Source organism: Streptomyces sioyaensis (assembly GCF_004122735.1).
In the GTDB taxonomy this organism is placed as follows: Bacteria; Actinomycetota; Actinomycetes; order Streptomycetales; family Streptomycetaceae; genus Streptomyces; species Streptomyces sioyaensis.
Window position 1 is genome coordinate 31,343 of sequence record NZ_SDIF01000031.1, and the last position, 20,779, is coordinate 52,121.

Genomic DNA, 20,779 nt, shown 5'->3' on the forward strand with positions numbered 1-20,779 from the left:
GACGGGGGCGGGTGACGGCGGTGCAGGGTCTCTTCGGGGGCGCCGCGGCCGGGGGCTCCGACATGCTGCTGGAGGCGCCCTTGGTCCAGGCCGTGCAGGAGTCGGGCGCTTCCGCGGGCCTGCTCTACCTGTTGCCCCCGGGCGCCGATTATCTGCAACTGACGGTTCTGACCGGGATCTCGCGGCGGATCGTCGCCCCCTTGGAGCAGGTGCGGCTGGCGGCCGGGGTTCCGGTGGCCGATGCCGTGCGGGACCGGCGGCTGGTGTGGCTGCACGGCTACGAGGAGGTGGCGCGCCGCTATCCGCGGACCGCGTTGGTGCTGCCCTACCCGTTCGCGGTGGCCATCGCGCCGATCACCACGGGTGCGGACGTGTGGGGCGCGCTGGTGTTGATGTGGCCCGGAACGCACCCGCCGGAGCTGGCCCAGCAGGAGTCCGACGCGCTCCACTCGTGTTGCCGGCGCCTGGGGCTGCTGCTGGAGGGGGCCGCCGACAGTGACCACCCGGTACTGCCCGGCCGGGAGCCACGGTTGATCCCGTCGCTGCGGGCCCGCGCTCCCGCGGCGGCCGAGGCGCTGGCGGCGTTCGACTTCGCCGAACGGCTCCCCGAGGGCTGCTGCGCGCTGGACCTGGACGGCCGGATCACCTTCGTCACCGCCGGAGTCACCGAGCTGGTCGGCGCCGAGGCCCCCGATCTGCTGGGCGCGCTGCCCTGGGAGGCGCTGCCCTGGCTGGACGATCCGGGCTTCGAGGACCACTACCGGGCAGCCGTGATCAGCCGTCGGTCCGTCTCCTTCACCGCGCTGCGCCCGCCGGACCGGCGGCTGTCCTTCCAGCTCCTTCCGGATGCCGGCGGTCTCAGCGTCCTGATCACCCCGGCCGTCGGGCCCGGCTCCGCCGGCACTCCCTCACCGCGTCAGCTGCCGGAGCCCGTGGGCCCGAGCCGGGCGGACATGCTGTACCACCTCCTGCACTTGGCCGCCACGCTCTCCGAAGCGGTCGGGGCCCGGGACGTGATGGAGCGGGTCGCCAGCCAGCTCATGTCCGCCTTCGACATCCAGGCCCTGGCATTGCTGACGGCCGAGGAGGGCCGGCTGCGCGTCATCGGCCAACGCGGCTTCACCGCCACGTTCATGGCCCGGATGGACGCCACCCTCCTGACCGAGGAGACCGCCGGCGTCCAGGCCCTGACCAGTGGCGTTCCCGGCTTCTTCGCCACCTCTGAGGACTTCGCACGGGCCTACCCGCACGCGCCGGTACCCGAGGACGTCGCCGCGTGCGCCTTCCTCCCCCTGATGGCCTACGGCTCCCCGGTCGGATTGCTGGTGCTCGGCTATGACCGGCCCTTCCCCTGGACGCCGCAGGAACGGGCCGCCCTCACCTCTCTCGCCGGCGTCATCGCGCAGGCTCTGGACCGCGCCATCCTCTACGACGCCCAGCACCAACTCGCCCGCAGCCTGCAGGCGGGCCTGCTGCCGGCCGCCCTCCCCGCCGTCCCGGGCCTGGACGTGGCCGCCCGCTATCTTCCCGCCGTCCGCACCATCGATGTCGGCGGCGATTTCTACGACCTGGTCCGCCTCGACGGCCGTACCGCTGCCGCGGCCATCGGCGATGTCCAAGGCCACAACGTCAACGCCGCCGCCCTCATGGGCCAGGTACGCACCGCCGTCCATGCCACCGCCGGCGCACCGCCCGGCGAAGTCCTCGCCCGCACCAACCGACTGCTCACCGACATGGACGCCAACCTGTTGACCAGCTGCCTCTATGTCCACCTCGATCTGGCGCAGCACCGCGCCCGCCTGGCCACCGCCGGCCACCTTCCGCCGATCTGCCGCCATCCCGACGGCCGCGCCGAAGTCCTCACCCTGCCGCCCGGCCTGCTGCTCGGTGTCGACCCCGACGCCGACTACCCGACGATCGAAGTGCCCTTCCACCCCGGCAGCACGCTCGCCCTGTACACCGACGGACTCGTGGAAGCCCCCGGCTGCGACATCGAGGAGGCGATGAGCAGCCTGGCCGACCGCCTCGCGCAGTCGCCGCCGGGGCCGATGAGCGCCCTCGCCGACACCCTTGTCCAGCAGACCGAACCGTCCGCACCGCGCACCGACGACGTCGCCTTGCTGCTCATCCACCACGCCGCGCACGAGACACGCCCGCCCGACACGTGAGCCTGACGCCCATGGCCCGGTCTCTGAGCGCGCGGCTCTCGCTCACTCGATCCCCAGGGGCCCGATGCCCAGGTCCGCACGCATGAGGTGACGCATCCGCGCCATGGCCGCGCGCCGTTGCGCTATCAGGGGCGCTGCCTCGGCGGAGCCGACCGCCACCCCTCGGGCGTAGGCGTCGCGGAGCGTGCGCAGGCGGTGGAACGCCTCGTTGCCCGCCGCCACGACCTGCGGCGGGCCCACGAGCCAGAGGCGTTCACTCGCCGTGTAGATACCGGTGCCACGCACGGCTTCGCGTACGGCCGCGTCCCGCGCCGACTCGGACAGGTGATCTCCCAAGGCGACGGCCCGGATCTCTTCCCCCGCGGCTTTGAGGGCGGAGACGAACTCGGTGTACACCTCGCGCCGCACTTCCCGTGCGTGTCTGGCCTCCTCCCGCTGCCACCGTCGGCGATCGGCGAGCAGAGTGGCCGTGATGCCGATGACGGCACCGGTCAGTGTGGAGAGCAGCGGCATCCAGTCCATGTGCCGCAGCGTGTCCGAGTCATGGCGCCGGCACCAGTGGTCGTGCCGTGGACGTGGCTTACCTGGCACCCCCGGTGCCCGCGATTTCCTCCGGCCGGAGCAGCGCCGCGAGGCGGTCGGCCGGCAGCAGGCCCTGTTCCAGGACCAGTTCGGCGACGCCGCGGCCGGTGGCGAGCGCCTCCTTGGCGATGGCGGTGGCGGCGGTGTAGCCGATGTGCGGGTTGAGGGCGGTGACCAGTCCGATGGAGTTCTGCACGCTCGCGCGCAGGGTCTCGGTGTTGGCGGTGATGCCCGCGACGCAGCGCTCGGCGAGGGTGCGGCAGGCGGCGCCGAGGTGGGTGATGCTCTCCGAGAGGGAGTGCAGGATGACCGGCTCGAACGCATTGAGCTGGAGCTGGCCCGCCTCGGCGGCCATGGTGATGGTGACGTCGTTGCCGATGACCTCGAAGGCGACCTGGTTGACGACTTCCGGGATCACCGGGTTGACCTTGCCGGGCATGATGCTCGAACCGGCCTGTACCGGCGGCAGGTTGATCTCCGCGAGGCCCGCGCGCGGACCGGAGGAGAGCAGCCGCAGATCGTTGCAGCTCTTGGAGAGCTTGACGGCGATGCGCTTGAGGACACCGGAGAGGTGGACGAAGGCGCCGCAGTCCTGGGTGGCCTCGACGAGGTCGGCGGCGGTGACCAGCGGCAGACCGGTGAGGGTGGCCAGGTGGTCACGGGCCGCCTCGGCATAGCCCTTGGGGGCGTTGAGGCCGGTGCCGATGGCGGTGGCGCCGAGGTTGATCTCGTGGATGAGCAGGACGGCCTCCGCCAGCCGGCTCTGGTCCTCCTCCAGCATCACCGCGTACGCCGAGAATTCCTGGCCCAGGGTCATCGGCACCGCGTCCTGGAGCTGGGTGCGCCCCATCTTGAGGACCTCGCGGAACTCCTCGGCCTTGGCCGCGAAGGCCTCGCGCAGCACGGTCATCGAGTCGAGCAGTTCCCGTACGGCGATGATCGTGGCGACGTTCACGGCCGTCGGGTAGACGTCATTGGTCGACTGGCTGAGGTTGACGTGCTCGTTGGGGTGCAGATGGCCGTAGTCACCCTTGTCGTGGCCGAGGATCTCCAGCGCCCGGTTGGCGATCACCTCGTTGGCGTTCATGTTCGTCGAGGTGCCGGCACCGCCCTGGATGACGTCGACGATGAACTGGTCGTGCAGCCGGCCGCCGTCCCGGATCTCCCGGCACGCGGCGGCGATGGCATCGGCCCGCTCCCGGTCCAGCAGCCCGAGGTCCTCGTTGGCCCGGGCCGCGGCTTCCTTGACGGCGGCGAGCGCATTGATCAGATGCGGGTAGGTGGCGATCGGCGTACCGGTGATGGGGAAGTTCTCCCTGGCGCGCAGGGTGTGCACGCCCCAGTACGCCTCGGCCGGTATCTCGCGGTCGCCGAGCAGATCGTGTTCGCGGCGGTGGCCGGCGGCAGTCATGGTGCTGAGGGTCCTTTGTGAAGGGGGATTGCGGAGGTGAGGTGAGGGGGTGTCAGGACAGCTGTGGTGCCGTGGGGTGCACGGCCCGGAGGGTGCCGACCGGCGCGCCGCCCCCGAGGACGGGGGCGGTGGCGAAGGCGGCGAGGACACCGGGGTCGACGCCGCAGAGCGCCAGGGCCGCCGCCGTCACCGGCATCCGGGCGCGGTCGCCGCCGTCGGCTATCTTCACGCCGACGGCCCGGCCGTCCGGCAGCGCCGCGACCTGCACCCCTTCGAAGCCGTCCTTGGCGAGCAGCCCGGGCACCGCGCGCACCAGCCGGGCGACGTCCCGGTTGCTGCCGGAGACCATCTCCGGGTGGGCGCGCATCGCCGCGGCGACCCGGCCCTCGTCGGTGCCGGGTGCCGCCGTCGCCAGCCGGGCGGCGGCCCGGGTCAGCCCGTGCAGCGAGACCGAGAACAGCGGGGCGCCACAGCCGTCGACCGTGACGTGGGCGATGCGCTGGCCGGTGAGGTCCTCCACGGTCGCGGCGAGCTCCTGCTGCAAGGGGTGCCCGGCATCGAGGTAGTCGTCCAGCCGCCATCCCCGGGTGCGGGCCGTCAGCAGCATGGCGGCGTGCTTGCCCGAGCAGTTCTGCGCGAGACGGGAGGGGCCGAGGCCGCGCCGGATCCACTCGTCGCGGACCGCCGGGTCGTACGGCAGATCGGGGACGTTGCGCAGGTCGTCCTCGGTCAGCTCCGCGGGGGCCAGGATGCGCCGGGCGCCGGCCAGATGCCGTTCCTCACCGGAGTGGCTGGCCGCGACCAGGGCCAGCAACTCCTCGTCCAGCGGCGGCAGTCCCGCACGCAGCAGCCCGACCGCCTGGAGCGGCTTCAGCGCCGAGCGCGGGTAGCACGCGACCTCGATGTCGCCCGCCTGATACGCCACGCTCCCGTCGGCCGCCAGTACGACGACCGACCCGTGGTGGACGCCCTCGATCATTCCTCCGCGTACCACGTGGGCGACGGGTACGTGTGCCGGTTCGCGGACCACGGGTGCTTCGCCCGGGGTGCGGTGCGGCCGGACAGTGCTCTGGCTCATCATCAACTCTCGCTGGATCCACTGCTCTTGGGGTCATCGGCGGCCGGCCGGGGGTGGGGAAGGGGCCCGGCGGCCGCACTCCCGGCGGCTTCCGGCGCACCGCTCTCGCGCGTCGCCGCGTCCCGCAGGGTGCCGACCCGGCCGCGTACCAGGAACCAGCCGCCGACCAGTGCCGCCACGATCACCGGGAGCGAGAGCACGGTGGCCCGGCCCGGTCCGTCGTCGGCCCACATCAGCACCAGGACGAGGGCGAGGAAGGCCAGCGTCACACACTCGGTCCACGGCGAGCCGGGCAGCCGGTAGCTGGGGCGGGCGAGCTCCCCGGCCCGGGTCTTCCGCCAGAAGAGCAGATGGCAGATCATGATCATCGCCCAGGTGCTGAGGATGCCGATGGCCGCGAAGTTCAGCACGATCTCGAACGCGTCGCTCGGCACGACGTAGTTGAGGCCCACGCCCAGCACACAGATGCCCGAGGTGAGCAGGATGCCGCCGTACGGGACCTGGCTGCGGCTCATCAGGCCGGTGAACTTCGGCGCGGAGCCGGACATCGCCATCGAGCGCAGAATGCGTCCGGTGGAGTAGAGGCCGGAATTGAGGCTGGACATCGCGGCGGTGAGCACGACGAGGTTCATCACGCCGCCCGCGGCCGGCACGCCGACACGGGACAGCACGGTGACGAAGGGGCTCTCGTCGGCGGAGTACGAGCTCCAGGGCAGCAGCATCGACAGCAGGACCACCGAGCCGACGTAGAAGATGCCCACCCGCCACATGATCGAGTTGATCGCCTTGGGCATGATCTTCTCCGGCTCGGCGGTCTCGCCGGCCGTGACGCCGACCAGTTCGACCGAGGCATAGGCGAACACCACACCCTGGATGACCAGCAGCATCGCCAGCGTTCCGGTCGGGAAGACCCCGCCGTGGTCGGCGATCAGCGCGGGGCCGGGGGAGTGGCCGCCGACCGGGTGCTGGCTGACCAGCAGGAAGATGCCGATCAGCATGAAGACGACCAGCGCACTGACCTTGACGATCGCGAACCAGAACTCCATCTCGCCGAAGATCCGCACGGAGATGAGGTTGACGGTCAGCACGACCGCGAGGGCTATCAGCGCGATCACCCACTGCGGTACATCGGAGAACATGCCCCAGTAGTGCGTATAGGTCGCCACCGCCGTGATGTCGGCGATTCCGGTGGTCGCCCAGTTCAGGAAGTACATCCAGCCCGCGACGAACGCCCCCTTCTCGCCGAGGAATTCACGGGCGTAGGACACGAACGCACCGGAGGACGGCCGGTGCAGCACCAGCTCGCCGAGGGCGCGCACCACCAGGAACGCGAACAGTCCGCAGAGCGCGTACGCCACGGCCAGTGACGGCCCGGCGTCGGCGAGCCGGCCGCCCGCGCCCAGGAAGAGACCGGTGCCGATGGCCCCGCCGATCGCGATCATGTTGACGTGCCGGGACTTGAGGGACTTCTGATAACCGGCGTCGCCGGCGTCCACATGCCCGCTCGTCGGTGTGGGTGGTTGTTGCTGCCGTTCCGCCTGCCGGAGGGATTGCTCGCTCACGCGTGATCCTCGTCTTCCGTGGAGGGGGCCGTGCGGTGTTGCGGCCGCACGATGGTGGTCAGCGTCGTTTCGACGCGTACGAGGTGGTGCGCCATGGCGTCCACGGCGTCCTGTTCGGAGCTGTCGACGAGAGCCTCGACGATCGCCCGGTGTTCCCGGTTGGACTGCTCGCGCCGTCCGCCGAGTTCATTGAGGAACGCCGACTGGCGGGCCAGTGCGTCGCGGATCTCCTCGATGACCCGGCGGAAGACCGGATTGCGGGCCGCTTGGGCGACGGCGAGATGGAACATCGTGTCCATCGCCACCCACGCGGTGGTGTCGGTCTCCTGCTCCATCCGCTCCAGCAGATGGGTCAGGTGATCGAGGTCCTCCGGCGTACGGCGCACCGCCGCGTACCCGGCCACCGGGATCTCCACATGACGACGGACCTCCAGGAGGTCGCTCGCCGTGTAGTCGCCGAAGGTCGGGTCGGCCGCCGCGCCGTCGGAGACGACGAAGGTGCCCTTGCCGGTACGTGAGACCGTCAGCCCCATCGTCTGGAGCGCGCGCAGCGCCTCGCGGAGCACGGGGCGGCTCACTTCCAGCCGGCGGCAGAGTTCTGCCTCCGACGGGAGCTTGTCGCCGACCGCGAAATCGCCCCGCTCGATGGCGTCGCGCAAATGGTGCAGCACCGCTTCCATCGCGCTGATCCGCCGAGGGGTGCCGCCAGCTGTCTGGCTGTCTGACAGGTTCACCCCGGGATCGTCGGATCCGGCCGGGGGAGCTGTCAAGGGGTCGGGCGCAGATCGTTCCCCGGGCCCGGTCCGGACCCGGCCCGGTCAGTGGGCGCGTGCCCAGCGGTAGCGGTGTTCGGGGCGTCCGGTGTCGCCGTATTTGAGGGTCAGGGTGATGTGGCCGCTGCGTTCGAGGTGCTTGAGGTAGCGCTGGGCCGTGGAGCGGCTGACGCCGGAGCGTTCGGCGACCTCGTGCGCGGACAGGGGGTGCCCGGCCCGGTCCAGGACCTGGCGGATCAGCTCGACGGTCGCCGCCGAGTGGCCCTTGGGGAGCTCGGTGTGCGGGGAGTCGGCCGCCCGGAAGGCGCCGAAGATCCGGTCCACCTGCTCCTGGCCGGCCTCGCCGCGCCCCCCCACCCCCGCCACGGTCCGGCGCAGCGCCGCATAGCCCTCCAGCTTCGCCCGCAGCCCGGAGAAGCCGAACGGCTTGACGAGATACTGCAGCGCGCCACAGCGCATCGCGTCCTGGACGGTGGCCACGTCCCGCGCCGCCGTCACCATGATCACGTCGGTGCGGTGGCCGAGCTGCCGCAGCCGCCGCACCAGCGCCAGCCCCGTCTCGTCGGGCAGATAGTGGTCGAGCAGCACCAGATCGATCCGGGTGCGCTCCAGCGTGGCCAGGGCCTGGGCGGCGGTGTGGGCGCGGCCGGCGACCCGGAAGCCGGGCACCTGGGACACGTAGGCGGCATTGATCTCGGCGACATGGAAGTCGTCGTCCACCACAAGGACATCGATCATCGTGACGCTCCGCTCACCCGGCACTTCGCTGCTGTGATTCCGCGCTCGGCCCTTGCCCGGCCGACCCCGCTCGTTCGTGGCGCTCCCGGCGCCGGGACACCCCGCTCACCTGGGCTCTCCCGCGGTCGTGAGGGCACGCCCGGGGGAGTCGGCCGGCGGGGCGAGCGCCTCGGGCAGGACGACGGTGAAGACCGCGCCGCCGCCCGCGCGGGCGGTCACCCGGGCCATCCCGCCGTAGCGCTCGGCGAGCCGGCGCACCAGCGCGAGGCCGATGCCCCGGCCGCGGTGGAAGGCCACACCGCGCTCGGACGGCCGGTCCGCGGGGGCCGGCGGGACGGCCTTGGTGGACCAGCCCTCGGCGAAGATCCGCTCCCGTAGCTCCACCGGCACCCCCGCCCCCGTGTCCGAGACCCGCAGCACGGCCGTGCTGCCCTCGGCCTGCAGCTCCACCTCGACGAACGGCTCGGCACGGCGGTGCTCGGCGGCGGCGTCCAGCGCGTTGTCGATGAGATTGCCCAGGACGGTCACCAGATCGCGCGGGTCGACCACCGCATCGGGCAGCAGCGTCGCGGGCGACACCCGCAGCGGTACGCCGCGTTCGGCAGCGATGGCGGCCTTGCCGACCAGCAGCGCGGAGAGCAGCGGGTCGTGCACCCGCTCCGCGATCTGTTCCGCGGAGGCCCGCTGGGCGCTGGTCACTTCGGTGACGAAGGCCACCGCCGTGTCGTGCCGGCCGAGTTCCAACAGTCCGCGCAGGGTGTGCAGTTGATTGGCGTGCTCGTGGTCCTGCGCCCGCAGCGCGTCCAACAGCCCCTGGGTGCTGTCCAGTTCGCGGCCGAGCAGCTCCAGCTCGGTGCGGTCGCGCAGGGTCACCACCGCCCCGCCGTCCGGCGTCGGCATCCGGTTCGCGACCAGCACCCGCCCGCCGCTGACGGCCAGCAGATCCGCGCCGGCCACCCGCCCGGCCAGCACTTCCGTGGTCCGGCCCGGCGCCAGCACCTCGTCCAGCGCCCGCCCCGCCGCCTGCCCGTCCAGGCCCAGCAGCCGCCCGGCCTCGTCATTGACCAGCCGGATCCGGCCGTGCCGGTCGAAGGCGACCACCCCCTCACGGATGCCGTGCAGCATCGCCTCCCGCTCGTCGAGCAGCGCGGAGATGTCGGCGAACGCCACCCCGTGGGTACGGCGCCGCAGCCCGCGGGCGAGGACGAGCGCGGCCAGTACGCCGACGGCCAGCGCCGCGCCCGCGTACCGCAGCACCACGGGGATGGTGCCCAGCAGCCGGCTGTGGACGCTGTCGTAGGCGATGCCGACCGATACCGCGCCGACGATCCGGCCGCGGTCGTCGCGCAGCGGCACCTTGGCGCGGGCCGAACGCCCCAGCGTCCCGGTGTCGATCTGCCGGACCTGGCGTCCTGCCAGGGTCCGGCTGGGGTCGGTGGAGACGTGCCGGCCGATCTCGGCGGGGTTGGTGTGCGACCAGCGCACCCCGCGGGTGTCCATCACCACGATGTACAGCGCCCCGGTCGCCTTGCGGATCCGCTCGGCGTCCGCCTGCACCGGCCCGTGTGCGTCCGGCGCGGTGGCGGCCAGCTCCCGGGCGAGGTCCCGTTCGGCGGCTGTGGTCTGGGCGATGGACAGCGCACGGCGCATCGCCTGATCGTCCAGCTGGGAGCTGAGCGGGGCCAGGAACAGGCCGGTGGCCAGCACCATGACCCCGGTGGTGAGGGTCACCTGCGCGGTCAGCACCTGCGCAAAGACACGTCGCGGCCGGCGGATGCGCATGGGGCCTCCCTCGTCTCCGGCCCTCCGCTGCCATGCGGAACCGAAACTTCCTGTTATCTCGCGGTGCCCCGCACGGTAAGCCGCGCGTAAGCAATTGCGCACCCCTTGATAAAGACTTAGCTGTTCTAGCGTGAGCAAAATGAGCACAACAGGGTTTGCGCGCAGAAAACCGGGTTGCGCCCACAAGGCTGCCGCTGTGGCCCCGCTCACTCCTAGCCTCCCGGGCCATGAACAGGAACACGAGCCCCGCTATCGAATTGCGGGGTACGAGCAAGGCATTCCGGACTCCCTCGGGGGCGCTGCACACCGCCGTCCGGGATCTGGATCTGGTCGTCGAGCGCGGTGAGTTCGTCGCGGTCGTCGGCCCCACCGGCTGCGGCAAGTCCACCACGCTGACCCTGGTCAGCGGGCTGGAGGAGCCGACCGAAGGCGAGGTGCTGGTGGCCGGCGAGCCGGTCCGGGGCATCGGGGACAAGATCGGGTTCGTCTTCCAGCAGGATGCGGTCTTCCCCTGGCGCACCGTGCTGTCGAACGTGATGGCCGGCCCGCGGTTCCGCGGCGTCCCCAAGACGGAGGCCCGGCAGCGGGCCCGGGAATGGCTCGCCCGGGTCGGACTGGCGTCCTTCGAGGACCGCTATCCGCATCAGCTCTCCGGCGGGCAGCGCAAGCGCGTCGCCCTCGCCGCGACCTTCGTCAACGACCCCGAAATCCTCCTCATGGACGAGCCCTTCTCCGCCCTCGACGTGCAGACCCGGGCGCTGATGTCGGACGAACTGCTGGAGCTGTGGTCGGGCACCGGCGCCTCCGTCGTGTTCGTCACCCACGACCTGGAGGAGTCCATCGCGCTCGCCGACAAGGTGGTGGTCATGACCGCCGGTCCGGCGACCGTCAAGGAGGTCTTCGCGGTCGATCTGCCGCGTCCGCGCAAGGTCGAGTCGATCCGGCTGGAGCCGCGGTTCCTGGAGATCTACCGGGAGATCTGGTCCTCCCTCGGTGAAGAGGTCCGGATCACCCGCGAAAGGGGTGCCGCACATGTCGCCTGAAACCGTCACCCCCGTCGCGTCCCGCACGGCGGCGGGCCGCACCGACCGTGCGCAGGCCAGGGCGCGCGCCGCCCGCAACCACAAGCTCCTGGTGTACGGCACCCGGGTGCTGCTGCTGGTCGGGCTGCTCGCGCTGTGGGAGTGGCTGGCCCGCGCCGCCGTCATCGACCCCTTCAACTTCTCGATGCCCTCGAAGATCTGGGACCAGACGGTCCAGTGGGCGCTGAACGGCACCCCGCAGGGCACGCTGTGGGAGCAGGTCTGGTACACGCTCTACGAGGCGCTCCTCGGCTGGGTCATCGGCGTCACCGGCGGTGTGGTGCTGGGGATCACGCTGGGCCGGATCCGCTTCCTCGCCGATGTGCTCGGCCCGTACATCAAGGTGCTCAACGCGCTCCCGCGGATCGTCCTGGCCCCCATCTTCCTCATCTGGTTCGGCCTCGGACCGGCCTCCAAGGTCGCCTCGGCCGTCGTCCTGGTCTTCTTCCCGGTCTTCTTCAACGCCTTCCAGGGCGCACGGGAGGTCGACCGCAACCTGGTCGCCAACTCCCGGATCCTCGGCGCCAGCAACCGCCAGGTCACCTTGCAGGTGGTGATCCCCTCCGCCACCTCATGGATCTTCACCAGCCTGCACGTCAGCTTCGGCTTCGCGCTCATCGGCGCGATCGTCGGCGAGTACATCGGCGCGACCAAGGGGCTGGGCCTGCTGGTCGCGGCGTCCCAGGGCACCTTCAACGCGGCCGGTGTGTACGCCGCGATGGTGCTCCTCGCCGTGGTCGCCCTGCTCGCCGAGGGGCTGCTGGCCTTCCTCGAACGGCGGCTCTTCCGCTGGAAGCCGGCCGACGCCGGCGACGGCCGCTGACCCCTTCCCGCCCCACACCGTCTCTTCCCCCTCTTCTGCCTGCCACCTCACAAGGACGTGACCCATGCGTACCCCACTGAAGATCTCGGCCGCCGTGGCCGCCGCCACCCTCGCCCTGACCACGCTCACCGCCTGCGGCGGCGGCTCCGCGGCCGCCGGCTCCGACGACAACAACGGCAAGATCAAGATCATGGTGGGCGGCCTCGACAAGGTCATCTACCTGCCGGCCAGACTCACCCAGCAGCTGGGCTACTTCGAGGACGAGGGCCTCCACGTCACCCTGCTCACCGAACCGGCCGGCGTGCAGGCCACCACCTCGCTCGTCTCCGGTGACGTCCAGGGTGTCGTCGGCTTCTACGACCACACCCTCGATCTGCAGGTCAAGGGCAAGCAGGTGGAGTCGGTGGTGCAGTTCGCGCACGCCCCCGGTGAGGTCGAGGTGGTGTCGAACAAGGCGGCCGGTGGGCTCACCTCGCCCAAGGACTTCAAGGGCAAGAAGCTCGGTGTCACCGGCCTCGGCTCGTCCACCGACTTCCTGACCAAGTACCTCGCGGTGAAGAACGGGGTGCAGACCAACGAGTTCACTCCGGTGGCGGTCGGCGCCGGCCAGACGTTCCTCTCGGCCCTCCAGCAGGGCTCGATCCAGGGCGGGATGACGACGGACCCGACGGTCGCGCAGATCGTGAACAAGAACCTCGGCAAGGTCCTCGTCGACATGCGCACCCCGGAGGGCTCCCGGAAGGCGCTCGGCGGGCCCTACCCGTCCTCCAGCCTCTACATGAACACCGACTGGGTGAACAGCCACAAGGAGACCGTGCAGAAGCTGGCCCGTGCCTTCGTGAAGACCCTCACGTGGATGTCCACCCACACCGCCGAGCAGATCGCCGCCAAGATGCCGGCCGACTATGCCCAGGGCGGCAAGAAGCTGTACGCCCAGGCGATCAAGGACACCCTGCCGATGTTCACCAAGGACGGGGTGATGCCGGCCGACGGCCCGGCGACCGTGGAGCGGGTGCTGAAGGCCTTCAACCCCAACCTGAAGAACGCCACGGTGGACCTGAAGAAGACCTACACCACCGAATTCGTCAAGAAGTAGCAGGCGAGAAGGAGCAGGAAAGAAGGAGCAGGGCTGACCCGCCGGGAGTTCTCGGCGGCAGGAACACAGCGGACGGGACGCGACCCGAGGGGGCGCGTCCCGTCCGTGGTGTTTCCCGCTTTCCGTGAGGAGGTGCGGCGGCCCTCACTCCGAGGGGTAGATGTCTCCGCTGGCCATTCCGCTTTCCTGCTCGCTCTGGGACTGCAGCCTGCGTGCCTTCTCCTGGAGCCGCTTGCGCTCCTCGGGGTCGCCGGCGCGTTCCGCGGCTGCCTGCAATTCCTGGGCCTTGTCGCGCATCTGCTGGATTCGTCCGCGAGATTCTCCGGTAGCGCTCATGATCTCTCCTTGGGCGGTATGAGGGAGAGCTGTATTACCAGCGAATCAGGCCCGGCAGCGCCCAGCAACCCCCGCACGGTCACACTCCGTGAGGAGGGATGTCCCGCTGTCCGGCGCGCCGGGGACCGGCCGGGCGCGCCCGTGTCGCCGGGTGGGTCCGGCCGGGCCGACGGGGGCCGGCGGAGTCCGCCGCTCCGCGGCCGCGGGGGCGCGGCGCGCCCGGGTGTTACGGCGTGTCTCCACCGGATGGCCTTCCTGAATGGCGAGAGCGGCCCGTAGGGACGTTGGCTGAAGCACAGCACGCTCACAGTCCGCCGAGTGTCAGCGCTTCTGGTGTTTGACGCTCCCCTCGTTCAGTGGAGTCCCTCCATGTCATCCGAACCAGCTCTTTGTGGGGGCGACGCCGAACTGTCCTCGACAGGAACCGGCGAGCAGTTTCCGCCCATGACCCCTGAGAAAAACTCCGCCCGCACCCTTTTGTGGGAGGCAGTCACCCATCGGCCCTTGGAGGAAGTCGCCGCCCTTGTGGAGCTGCTCAAGCGCAGTGGCGACGTTCCCAACCCCGGCGATGAAGCGCTGCGTATGGCGGTCATTTCCCGTCCGGTGAGCGAGGTCGCCGCGCTCTTCGACATGCTCAGAGCCGCTCCGCACACCGCGGAATCGAGCAATGACGCACTGCGCGCGGTGGCCACCGACAGATCCGTCGAGGAGGTCGCCCAGCTGATCGAGCTGTTCGACCGTACGAAGGCCGGCGGCGGCGAGGGCTACCCGATGGCCGAGCACTTCCCGTCCGGCCCCGGCGGCCCTGGTGGCCCCGGCGGGCACGGCGGGCCGGGTGGACCCTTCGAACCGGAGCCCACCGCGTCCATGCACGTCCTCGACCCCGATGTCCGCCCGCTGGGGCGCGACGGCCAGCCGCTCGCCCCCGGACAGCGCGAGAACCCGGTCAGCCAGCCGCCGAACCGCCCCCCGTGGGCCCAGCGGACGACCGGTATGCCGCACGCCGGGCCGTGGTCCACCCCGGACGACGCGTCCCGCCAGCCGGGCTACGCGGTTCCCGGTGTACTGCGGTCCGTACTGCGCTGGCCCGCGGCCCTGGCCCTGGCGCTGTGCGGGCTGGGCCATCTGCCGGTGAACGCCTCGCACCTCCAGGGCGCGCCCGCGGTCGCCGGGCTCTCGATGGCCATCGCCGTCATCTATCTGATGCTGGCCGGGCTGCTGGCGATGCGCGACACCGCCCTGGTCTGGACGGCGAGTGCCGCCGGGGCGATGATCATCATCGCCCTGCACGCGCTGTCCCGGGCCGGGGTCTTCGCCCCGCTGGGCAGCGGGCTGGGCGACACCGGGATGTGGCCCGAGATGCTCGCCGTGGCCCTGGCGATCGTCACAGCCGGACTCGCGGGTGCCGCGCTGCTGACCCGTCCGCGCCGCGCCGGCACGGCCACCGCGGGTGCGTGACCGGCCCTTCCTCTACGGCCGCCCAGGGCGCGGGCCGGGACCCTGACCAGGGGACCGGCCCGCGCCCTTGGCGGCCCGTCCGCGTTCGCCGCCGATGGGGCCCTCGGCCGGGGCACGCGGAGTCCCGGCGCGGCGGGCGCAGGCCGTGCCGTGGCCGTCCGCTCACTCCTTGGACGCGTACCGGTGCAGCACCCAGACCGGCAGCGCGAACCAGCAGAGCATGAACCAGGCGACGAGCCCCGCGACGACCCAGGGGACGGCGGAGTTGTTCATCGCGATGCGCAGGATCAGCAGCAGCGCGGAGGTGACCGTCGCCAGGAGGAGGACGATCCCGACCAGGGACAGGCGCGAGGCCCAGAGCACCGTCTCGGGCTTCAGCCGGTGGCCGGCGACGAGCCGGTGGAAGGTCACCGTGCCGACCAGCGCGCCGGTGGTGGCCGCGCCGAGCAGCACCGTCACCACGTAAATGGTCTTGTCGGTCTGTTGGAGGGTGGCGAAGCGCGGGGTGAAGACGACGGTCAGAAGAAAGCCGAAGAGGATCTGCACACCGGTCTGGATGACCCGCACCTCCTGCAGCAGCTCGGCCCACCGCCGGTCGGCCCGCTGCTCCGGCGACTCGTGGCGGCCCGGCGGGGTGTCCCGCGGCCCCAGCACTCCCACCGGGCCTCCTACGTCTTCACATCGGTACGGAACGCCAGCTCGTTGTCCTTGACCTCCACGCGTACCTGGTCCCCGGCCGACAGCGCACCGTCGAGCAGCAGCCGGGAGAGCGCGTTGTCGACCTCTCGCTGGATGGTGCGGCGCAGCGGCCGGGCCCCGTATTCGGGCTGGTGGCCGCGGTGGGTGAGCCAGTCCACGGCGCCGGGCGTGAACTCGATGCCGATGTCCTGGGCGCGCAGTCTGCGGCTGGTCCCGTCGAGCAGCAGACCGGTGATCTGCCGCAACTGGTCGTCGGTGAGCCGGCGGAAGACGATGATCTCGTCCAGCCGGTTGAGGAACTCCGGGCGGAAGTGCTCGCGCAGGGAGGCCAGCGCCCGCTCCCGCGCGCCGTCGCCCGCCTCCGCCCCGGAGATGTCCGGGCCGAAGCCGAGGGCGCCGCGGCCGCCGCTGAGCGCCTCGGAGCCGAGGTTGCTGGTCATCACGATGACGGTGTTCTTGAAGTCGACCGTGCGGCCCTGCGAGTCGGTCAGATGCCCGTCGTCGAGGACCTGCAGCAGCATGTTGAAGACATCGGGGTGCGCCTTCTCCACCTCGTCGAGCAGCAGCAGCGAATACGGGTGGTGGCGCACCGCCTCGGTCAGCTGGCCCGCGTCCTCGTGGCCGACGTATCCGGGAGGAGCGCCGACCAGCCGGCTGACGGCGTGCCGCTCCTGATACTCGCTCATGTCCAGCCGCACCATGCGTTCCTCGCTGCCGAACAGCGCCTCGGCGAGCGCGCGGGCCAGCTCGGTCTTGCCCACGCCGGTCGGGCCGAGGAAGAGGAAGCTGCCGATCGGACGGTTCGGGTCGGCCAGGCCGGCCCGCGAGCGCAGAATCGCCTCGGAGACGGCCGTGACGGCGTCGTCCTGTCCGATCACCCGGGTGTGCAGCTGCCCCTCCAGGCCCAGCAGCAGCTCCTTCTCCTGCTGGGTCAGGCTGCTCACGGGCACACCGGTCTGCCGGGACACGATCTCGGCGATGTCCTCGGCGCTGACCCTGACGATCCGGCAGTCGCTCGGCGGCTCCCCCCGCTCGGCCTCGATCCGCGCGGTGACCTCGGCGAGCCGGTCGCGCAGCTCGGTGGCCCGTTCGTACTGCTCTGCGGCCACCGCCTGGTCCTTGTCCCGGGCCAGCTGCTCCACCTCGCGTTCCAGCTCGCGCACATCGGTGGCCGTGGCACCCGAACGGAGCCGCACCCGGGCGCCGGCCTGGTCGATCAGGTCGATGGCCTTGTCGGGCAGGAACCGGTGGGCGATGTAGCGGTCGGCGAGCTCGACCGCGGCGAGCAGCGCCTCGTTCGTGTAGCGGACCTGGTGGTGTGCTTCGTAGCGGTCCTGGAGGCCGCGCAAGATCTCCACCGTGTCGGAGACGCTCGGCTCGGGCACCAGGATGGGCTGGAAGCGCCGGGCGAGCGCGGCGTCCTTCTCGATGTGCCGCCGGTACTCCTCCAGGGTGGTGGCACCGATGACGTGCATTTCCCCGCGGGCCAGGGCGGGCTTGAGCATATTGCTCGCCTCCAGGGAGCCGCCGTCCCCGCCGCCCCCGCCGGCGCCGACGACCGTGTGCAGCTCGTCGATGAAGACGATCAGGGAGCCGGGGTGGGCGCGGACCTCCTCGATGATGGCGTTCATCCGCTCCTCGAAGTCACCGCGGTAGCGGGTGCCGGCGACGACGGCCGTCAGATCCAGGGCGACGACGCGCCGGCCCGCCAGGGTCTCGGGGACGTCCCCGTCGGCGAGGCGCTGGGCCAGGCCCTCGACGATCGCGGTCTTGCCCACGCCCGCGTCGCCGACCAGCACGGGGTTGTTCTTCCCCCGCCGGGAGAGCACCTCGATGGTCTGCTCGATCTGCTCCGCGCGGCCGATGACCGGGTCGATCCGGCCCGCCCGGGCCAGGTCGGTCAGATCGCGGCTGTACTTGTCGAGGGTCGGCGTGTCGTGCTTCGGGGCGGCTCCGTGCTCGCCGCCCCCCGGGTGCTGCGGCCCGTGGCTGCCCTGCGGGGCGGCCTGCGGCTCGAAGTGGGCGAGGTTCAGAATGCGCCCCGCCGCCGAGTCCAGGTTCGCCGCCAGGGCGTCCAGCACATGCTCCGGGCCGATGTACGAGGCCCCGTTGTCCCGCGCCAGCTCGTGCGCGCTCAGCAGCGCCCGCTTGACCGCGGGGGTGACCGCCACGCTGCGCTGCTTCGGCCCCGTACCGGCGCTGCGGTCGATCTCCGCCGCCAGCGTGTCGGGGTCGGTCCCCGCGTGCTGGAGCATGCTGCGGGTCGGCTCGGCGGCCAGGGCGGCGCGCAGCAGATGCTCGGTGCCGAGCTCCGGGCTGCCGTGCTCGGCGGCGTAGGCGGCTGCGGAGGTCACCAGGTCCCGGGCGGGCCCGCTCATCATGCGGGCGATGTCGGCCTGCGGGTGCGTGGGTTTGCCCGCCTTGCCGTTCGCGGACTGTGCGGCACCGAAGAAGCGCGCGAGGAAGTCACCGAAAGAGTCCGGGCCGTAACCCTCCGGACCCATGAATCCATTGCTCATGTGCGTCCGTTCCGCTGCCACGGCGCTACCGCGGCATGCTGCCTTGCCGGGTTCCTTGTGCTGTTGGCTCGTGCCCTGGCGGTTGCCCGGGAGACGCGACACCACACGTGACACACGGCTCCACTGCTTCAGGATCAGGGGCAACACCCCCGTCCGCACCCGGGCAGACCGGAACCGGAGCACCGCACCCGCCCGACGGCGCACCGCACCGGCCTCACATCTCCTGGTCGATGCGGCTCAGATCGTCGGTGAGCGCGTCGAGCCAGATCACCGAGTCGAGGAGGAGGGCGGCGGAGACCGCGCGGCGCTCCCGGTCCGGGCCGTGGTGCGGCACGGGCGGGGCGAGGGCCAACAGGGCGCGGATGTCGAGGGGTTGGGGACGTTCGTACGACATGCCGCGGTCGGCGCGGAGGCGGTCGGCGAGGGCGCGGTAGTCGGCCGCGGTGCTGTCGGCCGCCCGGCGCAGCCAGGCTCCGACCTCGTGCGGCGCGATCCGGCCGGGGCGGCCGGGCAGCAGCCGCCCGCCGCGCCGCGCGTCCGCCCCGGCGACCAGCACCGCGGGCCAGTCCGGCTGCCCGGCGGCATTCTCCCGGGCCTCGCACTGGAACTGGGTCAGGCTCTCCCGCGCGAGGATCAGGGCGCGGTTGAGGGCGAAGATGTCGGTGCTGCCGGCGCGTTCGACGACCTGTGTGGTGGTCTGGCCGATGGCGTCGGCGATGGCGGAGCACAGCCCCGCCATGCTCTTGCGCACCTCGCTGCCCGCGCCCCGCGGCCAGGCCACCAGCCCACAGGCCAGCCCGATGACGCTGCCGACCAGCACATCCACCAGCCGTACCGGGGCCAGCTGCCAGGTGGACGGGGTGACCTGCGCGAACAGCGTGGCCACCACCAGCGTGAAGCCGCCCTGCGCCCAGGCCAGCCCGCGCAGCGGCCCCGCGATGAAGGCCGTCAGCATCACCAGCGGCAGGATCACCGCGTACACCGTGTCCCGGTCGTGGACCACCACCAGCAGCCCGGCGGCCACCACCGCGCCGACCAGGGTGCCCAGCAGCGCCTGCCGCACCGCGGACCAGGTCTCCAGGGTGGTGGTGCGGGTGAGGGTCAGCGTCGCCAGCAGCACCCAGAAGCCGTGCTGGAGGTCGAGGAGCCCGGCGGTGGCCCGCGCCGCGGCCAGGCCCAGCGCGAACCGGCAGGCGTTCTGGAAAATCACCGAGCGGGGGGTGAGGTGGACGGTCAGCCGCTGCCACCACAGCCGCGGGGCGTGCACCCGCGCATAGGCGAAGCCGTGCCCGACCGGGTTCCGGTCGACGGTCCGGTCGCCGAGCAGCAGCCGGGTCGCCAGGACGAGCACCACGGCGCTGTCGGCGGCCTGCACCACCTGCGACCGGCGGCGCAGATAGACCAGCCGGTCGTCGGCGCCCAGCCGGTCCAGGGTGGCCACGGCCCGGTGGGCGCGGGCGGGGGTCAGCTCCTCCTGGAGGGACGCGGCCGAGGGCCCCTCGCCGGGCCGCAGCCGCTTCCCCCGCCGCAGTGCGTCCGCCGTGCCGCGCGCGGCGGCGCCGATGCCCTGGAGCAGCGTGATCGTCTCCGGGTGGTACGTGTCGTGCGGCCCGATCATGGTGTGCAGCGTGTCCAGCCGGGCCAGCAGCGTGCGGACGGCCTCGGCGGCGTGCGCCATGGCCTTGTGGGCGAGGGTGGGGGAGGCAGGCAGGTCCGCGGGCGGTACCGACGTCGGCCGGAGCGCCTCCCCGGCCCGGTGTGCCCGGGCCAGCGCCTGTACGGGAGCGGGCCCGCCGTGGTGGTCGGCCAGGTGCGCGGCGGCGTCGGCGGCCTCGGCCAGCAGCCGGCCGAAGGGCGGGGTCTCCGGCTCGGGCATCAGGAACCGCTGCGCCAGCGCGAGCAGGAGGGCGCCCAGCAGGAAGCCGGTCAACCGCTGGACCAGGTCCTCCGGGGCGTACGGCGGGAAGCACGGCAGGATGTAGAGCAGTTGCATGCCGGGGGCCGCCCCGGCGATCCGCGGTCCGGTGGTGCCCGCGTACGCCACCATGAAGCCGATGACGAGCATGCCGACGACGGCCGCCCAGGTCTGCACGGCGAGCAGGGTGCCCAGCGTGATGAGCGCGAGGCCGGCGGGGATCGCCATGAAGGTGGTCGCGGCCCGCTGCCGCCCCGATCCCGGGATCCGGGCGAGCACCCCGAGCGACACCACGGTGAAGGTGGCGTAGACGGACATCACGGGCAGGTCGAGCGCGTAGCGGCAGAGGTAGAAGGCGAGGCAGGAGGCGGCCGTCACCCGGACCGCATTGCCGACCACCGAGCGGTGTCCGCGCAGGCCGTGGAGGCCGTGCTCCCGCAGGTAGCGCAGTCTGCGCAGCAGTGCCCGGACCGGTCCGCCGGCCGGACGCCGCGGCCCGGACGGCGGGGAGGTTCCCTGCTGCTCGCTCACCTTTCCACTATTGGCCAGCGGGTTCGGCTCCGCACCGTGCGGGCGGCCGGGCCGGGGCGCCGGGCGCCTACCCTGCTGGTCCCGGCCAGGTGGGGTGCCGCCCGGCCGCCCGTTGCTCCGCCCGCGCGCCCGCCGTCGCGCGCGGTGGGCCCGGACGGCGTGCCGGGCACCGGGAGCCCGTCGCCGCTGCCCGCACCCGGGTTCGCGCGGCGACGGACGGTCAGGA

The 20,779-nt window shown here is 72.0% G+C and carries 16 protein-coding genes; 5 read left to right on the forward strand and 11 right to left on the reverse strand.

Annotation, left to right across the window (positions count from 1 at the left end):
• Nucleotides 1-62: 62 nt before the first annotated feature.
• Nucleotides 63-2,168, forward strand: a complete 2,106-nt coding sequence (locus EST54_RS13850) for a SpoIIE family protein phosphatase (RefSeq protein ID WP_129247935.1) — start codon at nucleotides 63-65, stop codon at nucleotides 2,166-2,168.
• A gap of 42 nt (nucleotides 2,169-2,210) precedes the next feature.
• Here the strand turns inward: EST54_RS13850 and EST54_RS13855 are convergent, their stop codons facing one another.
• The 7 genes from EST54_RS13855 to EST54_RS13885 form a co-directional block, all read right to left on the reverse strand.
• On the reverse strand, nucleotides 2,211-2,690 hold the full coding sequence (locus tag EST54_RS13855; protein WP_239012561.1) for a hypothetical protein: 480 nt from the start codon (nucleotides 2,688-2,690) through the stop codon (nucleotides 2,211-2,213).
• Between the two features lie 58 nt (nucleotides 2,691-2,748).
• Nucleotides 2,749-4,161 carry an aspartate ammonia-lyase gene (aspA, locus tag EST54_RS13860; protein WP_129247904.1) on the reverse strand — a complete coding sequence of 471 codons (1,413 nt, stop codon included), beginning with the start codon at nucleotides 4,159-4,161 and terminating at the stop codon, nucleotides 2,749-2,751.
• 52 nt (nucleotides 4,162-4,213) lie between these two features.
• A complete protein-coding gene (locus EST54_RS13865; RefSeq protein ID WP_372448125.1) occupies nucleotides 4,214-5,239 on the reverse strand; it encodes an asparaginase in 1,026 nt (341 codons plus the stop codon).
• A 2-nt stretch (nucleotides 5,240-5,241) separates the two neighbouring features.
• Nucleotides 5,242-6,801 carry an amino acid permease gene (locus EST54_RS13870; RefSeq protein WP_244942510.1) on the reverse strand — a complete coding sequence of 520 codons (1,560 nt, stop codon included), beginning with the start codon at nucleotides 6,799-6,801 and terminating at the stop codon, nucleotides 5,242-5,244.
• Complete coding sequence (locus tag EST54_RS13875; RefSeq protein ID WP_129247906.1) at nucleotides 6,798-7,535, reverse strand: FadR/GntR family transcriptional regulator; 738 nt, start codon at nucleotides 7,533-7,535, stop codon at nucleotides 6,798-6,800. Before EST54_RS13875 ends, EST54_RS13870 begins: the two co-directional genes overlap by 4 nt.
• Before the next feature lie 84 nt (nucleotides 7,536-7,619).
• Nucleotides 7,620-8,312: a response regulator gene (locus EST54_RS13880; protein WP_129247907.1), complete on the reverse strand. Its 693-nt coding sequence runs from the start codon at nucleotides 8,310-8,312 to the stop codon at nucleotides 7,620-7,622.
• 105 nt (nucleotides 8,313-8,417) lie between these two features.
• Nucleotides 8,418-10,094 (reverse strand): sensor histidine kinase, encoded by a 1,677-nt coding sequence (locus EST54_RS13885; protein ID WP_129247908.1) that lies wholly within the window; start codon nucleotides 10,092-10,094, stop codon nucleotides 8,418-8,420.
• Nucleotides 10,095-10,321: 227 nt separating this feature from the next.
• On the opposite strand from EST54_RS13885, the gene EST54_RS13890 reads away from it, so the two are divergent.
• The 3 genes from EST54_RS13890 (at nucleotide 10,322) to EST54_RS13900 (ending at nucleotide 13,095) form a co-directional block, all read left to right on the forward strand.
• On the forward strand, nucleotides 10,322-11,137 hold the full coding sequence (locus EST54_RS13890; protein ID WP_129247909.1) for an ABC transporter ATP-binding protein: 816 nt from the start codon (nucleotides 10,322-10,324) through the stop codon (nucleotides 11,135-11,137).
• On the forward strand, nucleotides 11,127-11,999 hold the full coding sequence (locus EST54_RS13895) for an ABC transporter permease (protein ID WP_129247910.1): 873 nt from the start codon (nucleotides 11,127-11,129) through the stop codon (nucleotides 11,997-11,999). The genes EST54_RS13890 and EST54_RS13895 overlap by 11 nt, the downstream gene beginning before the upstream one ends.
• Before the next feature lie 64 nt (nucleotides 12,000-12,063).
• Nucleotides 12,064-13,095 carry an ABC transporter substrate-binding protein gene (locus EST54_RS13900; RefSeq protein WP_129247911.1) on the forward strand — a complete coding sequence of 344 codons (1,032 nt, stop codon included), beginning with the start codon at nucleotides 12,064-12,066 and terminating at the stop codon, nucleotides 13,093-13,095.
• 144 nt (nucleotides 13,096-13,239) lie between these two features.
• Here the strand turns inward: EST54_RS13900 and EST54_RS13905 are convergent, their stop codons facing one another.
• Nucleotides 13,240-13,431 (reverse strand): DUF6381 family protein, encoded by a 192-nt coding sequence (locus tag EST54_RS13905; protein WP_040901172.1) that lies wholly within the window; start codon nucleotides 13,429-13,431, stop codon nucleotides 13,240-13,242.
• Between the two features lie 444 nt (nucleotides 13,432-13,875).
• On the opposite strand from EST54_RS13905, the gene EST54_RS13910 reads away from it, so the two are divergent.
• Nucleotides 13,876-14,889, forward strand: coding sequence for a hypothetical protein (locus EST54_RS13910; protein ID WP_239012562.1), 1,014 nt, complete (start codon nucleotides 13,876-13,878; stop codon nucleotides 14,887-14,889).
• Nucleotides 14,890-15,051: 162 nt separating this feature from the next.
• Here EST54_RS13910 and EST54_RS13915 read toward each other — a convergent pair whose 3' ends face one another.
• From EST54_RS13915 to EST54_RS13925, 3 genes are all read right to left on the reverse strand, one after another.
• Nucleotides 15,052-15,549 carry a DUF6328 family protein gene (locus EST54_RS13915; protein ID WP_129247912.1) on the reverse strand — a complete coding sequence of 166 codons (498 nt, stop codon included), beginning with the start codon at nucleotides 15,547-15,549 and terminating at the stop codon, nucleotides 15,052-15,054.
• A gap of 8 nt (nucleotides 15,550-15,557) precedes the next feature.
• A complete protein-coding gene (locus tag EST54_RS13920) occupies nucleotides 15,558-18,107 on the reverse strand; it encodes an ATP-dependent Clp protease ATP-binding subunit (protein ID WP_129247913.1) in 2,550 nt (849 codons plus the stop codon).
• Nucleotides 18,108-18,321: 214 nt separating this feature from the next.
• Entirely contained in the window at nucleotides 18,322-20,553 is a 2,232-nt protein-coding gene (locus EST54_RS13925; RefSeq protein ID WP_129247914.1) for an FUSC family protein, read from the reverse strand.
• Nucleotides 20,554-20,779: the final 226 nt, after the last annotated feature.

Excerpts from the sequence above, each read along its gene's own strand:
- EST54_RS13850 (WP_129247935.1), top strand. The coding sequence starts at position 63 with ATGCTGCTGGAGGCGCCCTTGGTCCAGGCCGTGCAGGAGTCGGGCGCT.
- EST54_RS13855 (WP_239012561.1), bottom strand. The coding sequence starts at position 2,690 with ATGGACTGGATGCCGCTGCTCTCCACACTGACCGGTGCCGTCATCGGC.
- aspA (WP_129247904.1), bottom strand. The coding sequence starts at position 4,161 with ATGACTGCCGCCGGCCACCGCCGCGAACACGATCTGCTCGGCGACCGC.
- EST54_RS13865 (WP_372448125.1), bottom strand. The coding sequence starts at position 5,239 with ATGAGCCAGAGCACTGTCCGGCCGCACCGCACCCCGGGCGAAGCACCC.
- EST54_RS13880 (WP_129247907.1), bottom strand. The coding sequence starts at position 8,312 with ATGATCGATGTCCTTGTGGTGGACGACGACTTCCATGTCGCCGAGATC.
- EST54_RS13885 (WP_129247908.1), bottom strand. The coding sequence starts at position 10,094 with ATGCGCATCCGCCGGCCGCGACGTGTCTTTGCGCAGGTGCTGACCGCG.
- EST54_RS13890 (WP_129247909.1), top strand. The coding sequence starts at position 10,322 with ATGAACAGGAACACGAGCCCCGCTATCGAATTGCGGGGTACGAGCAAG.
- EST54_RS13895 (WP_129247910.1), top strand. The coding sequence starts at position 11,127 with ATGTCGCCTGAAACCGTCACCCCCGTCGCGTCCCGCACGGCGGCGGGC.
- EST54_RS13900 (WP_129247911.1), top strand. The coding sequence starts at position 12,064 with ATGCGTACCCCACTGAAGATCTCGGCCGCCGTGGCCGCCGCCACCCTC.
- EST54_RS13905 (WP_040901172.1), bottom strand. The coding sequence starts at position 13,431 with ATGAGCGCTACCGGAGAATCTCGCGGACGAATCCAGCAGATGCGCGAC.
- EST54_RS13910 (WP_239012562.1), top strand. The coding sequence starts at position 13,876 with ATGACCCCTGAGAAAAACTCCGCCCGCACCCTTTTGTGGGAGGCAGTC.
- EST54_RS13920 (WP_129247913.1), bottom strand. The coding sequence starts at position 18,107 with ATGAGCAATGGATTCATGGGTCCGGAGGGTTACGGCCCGGACTCTTTC.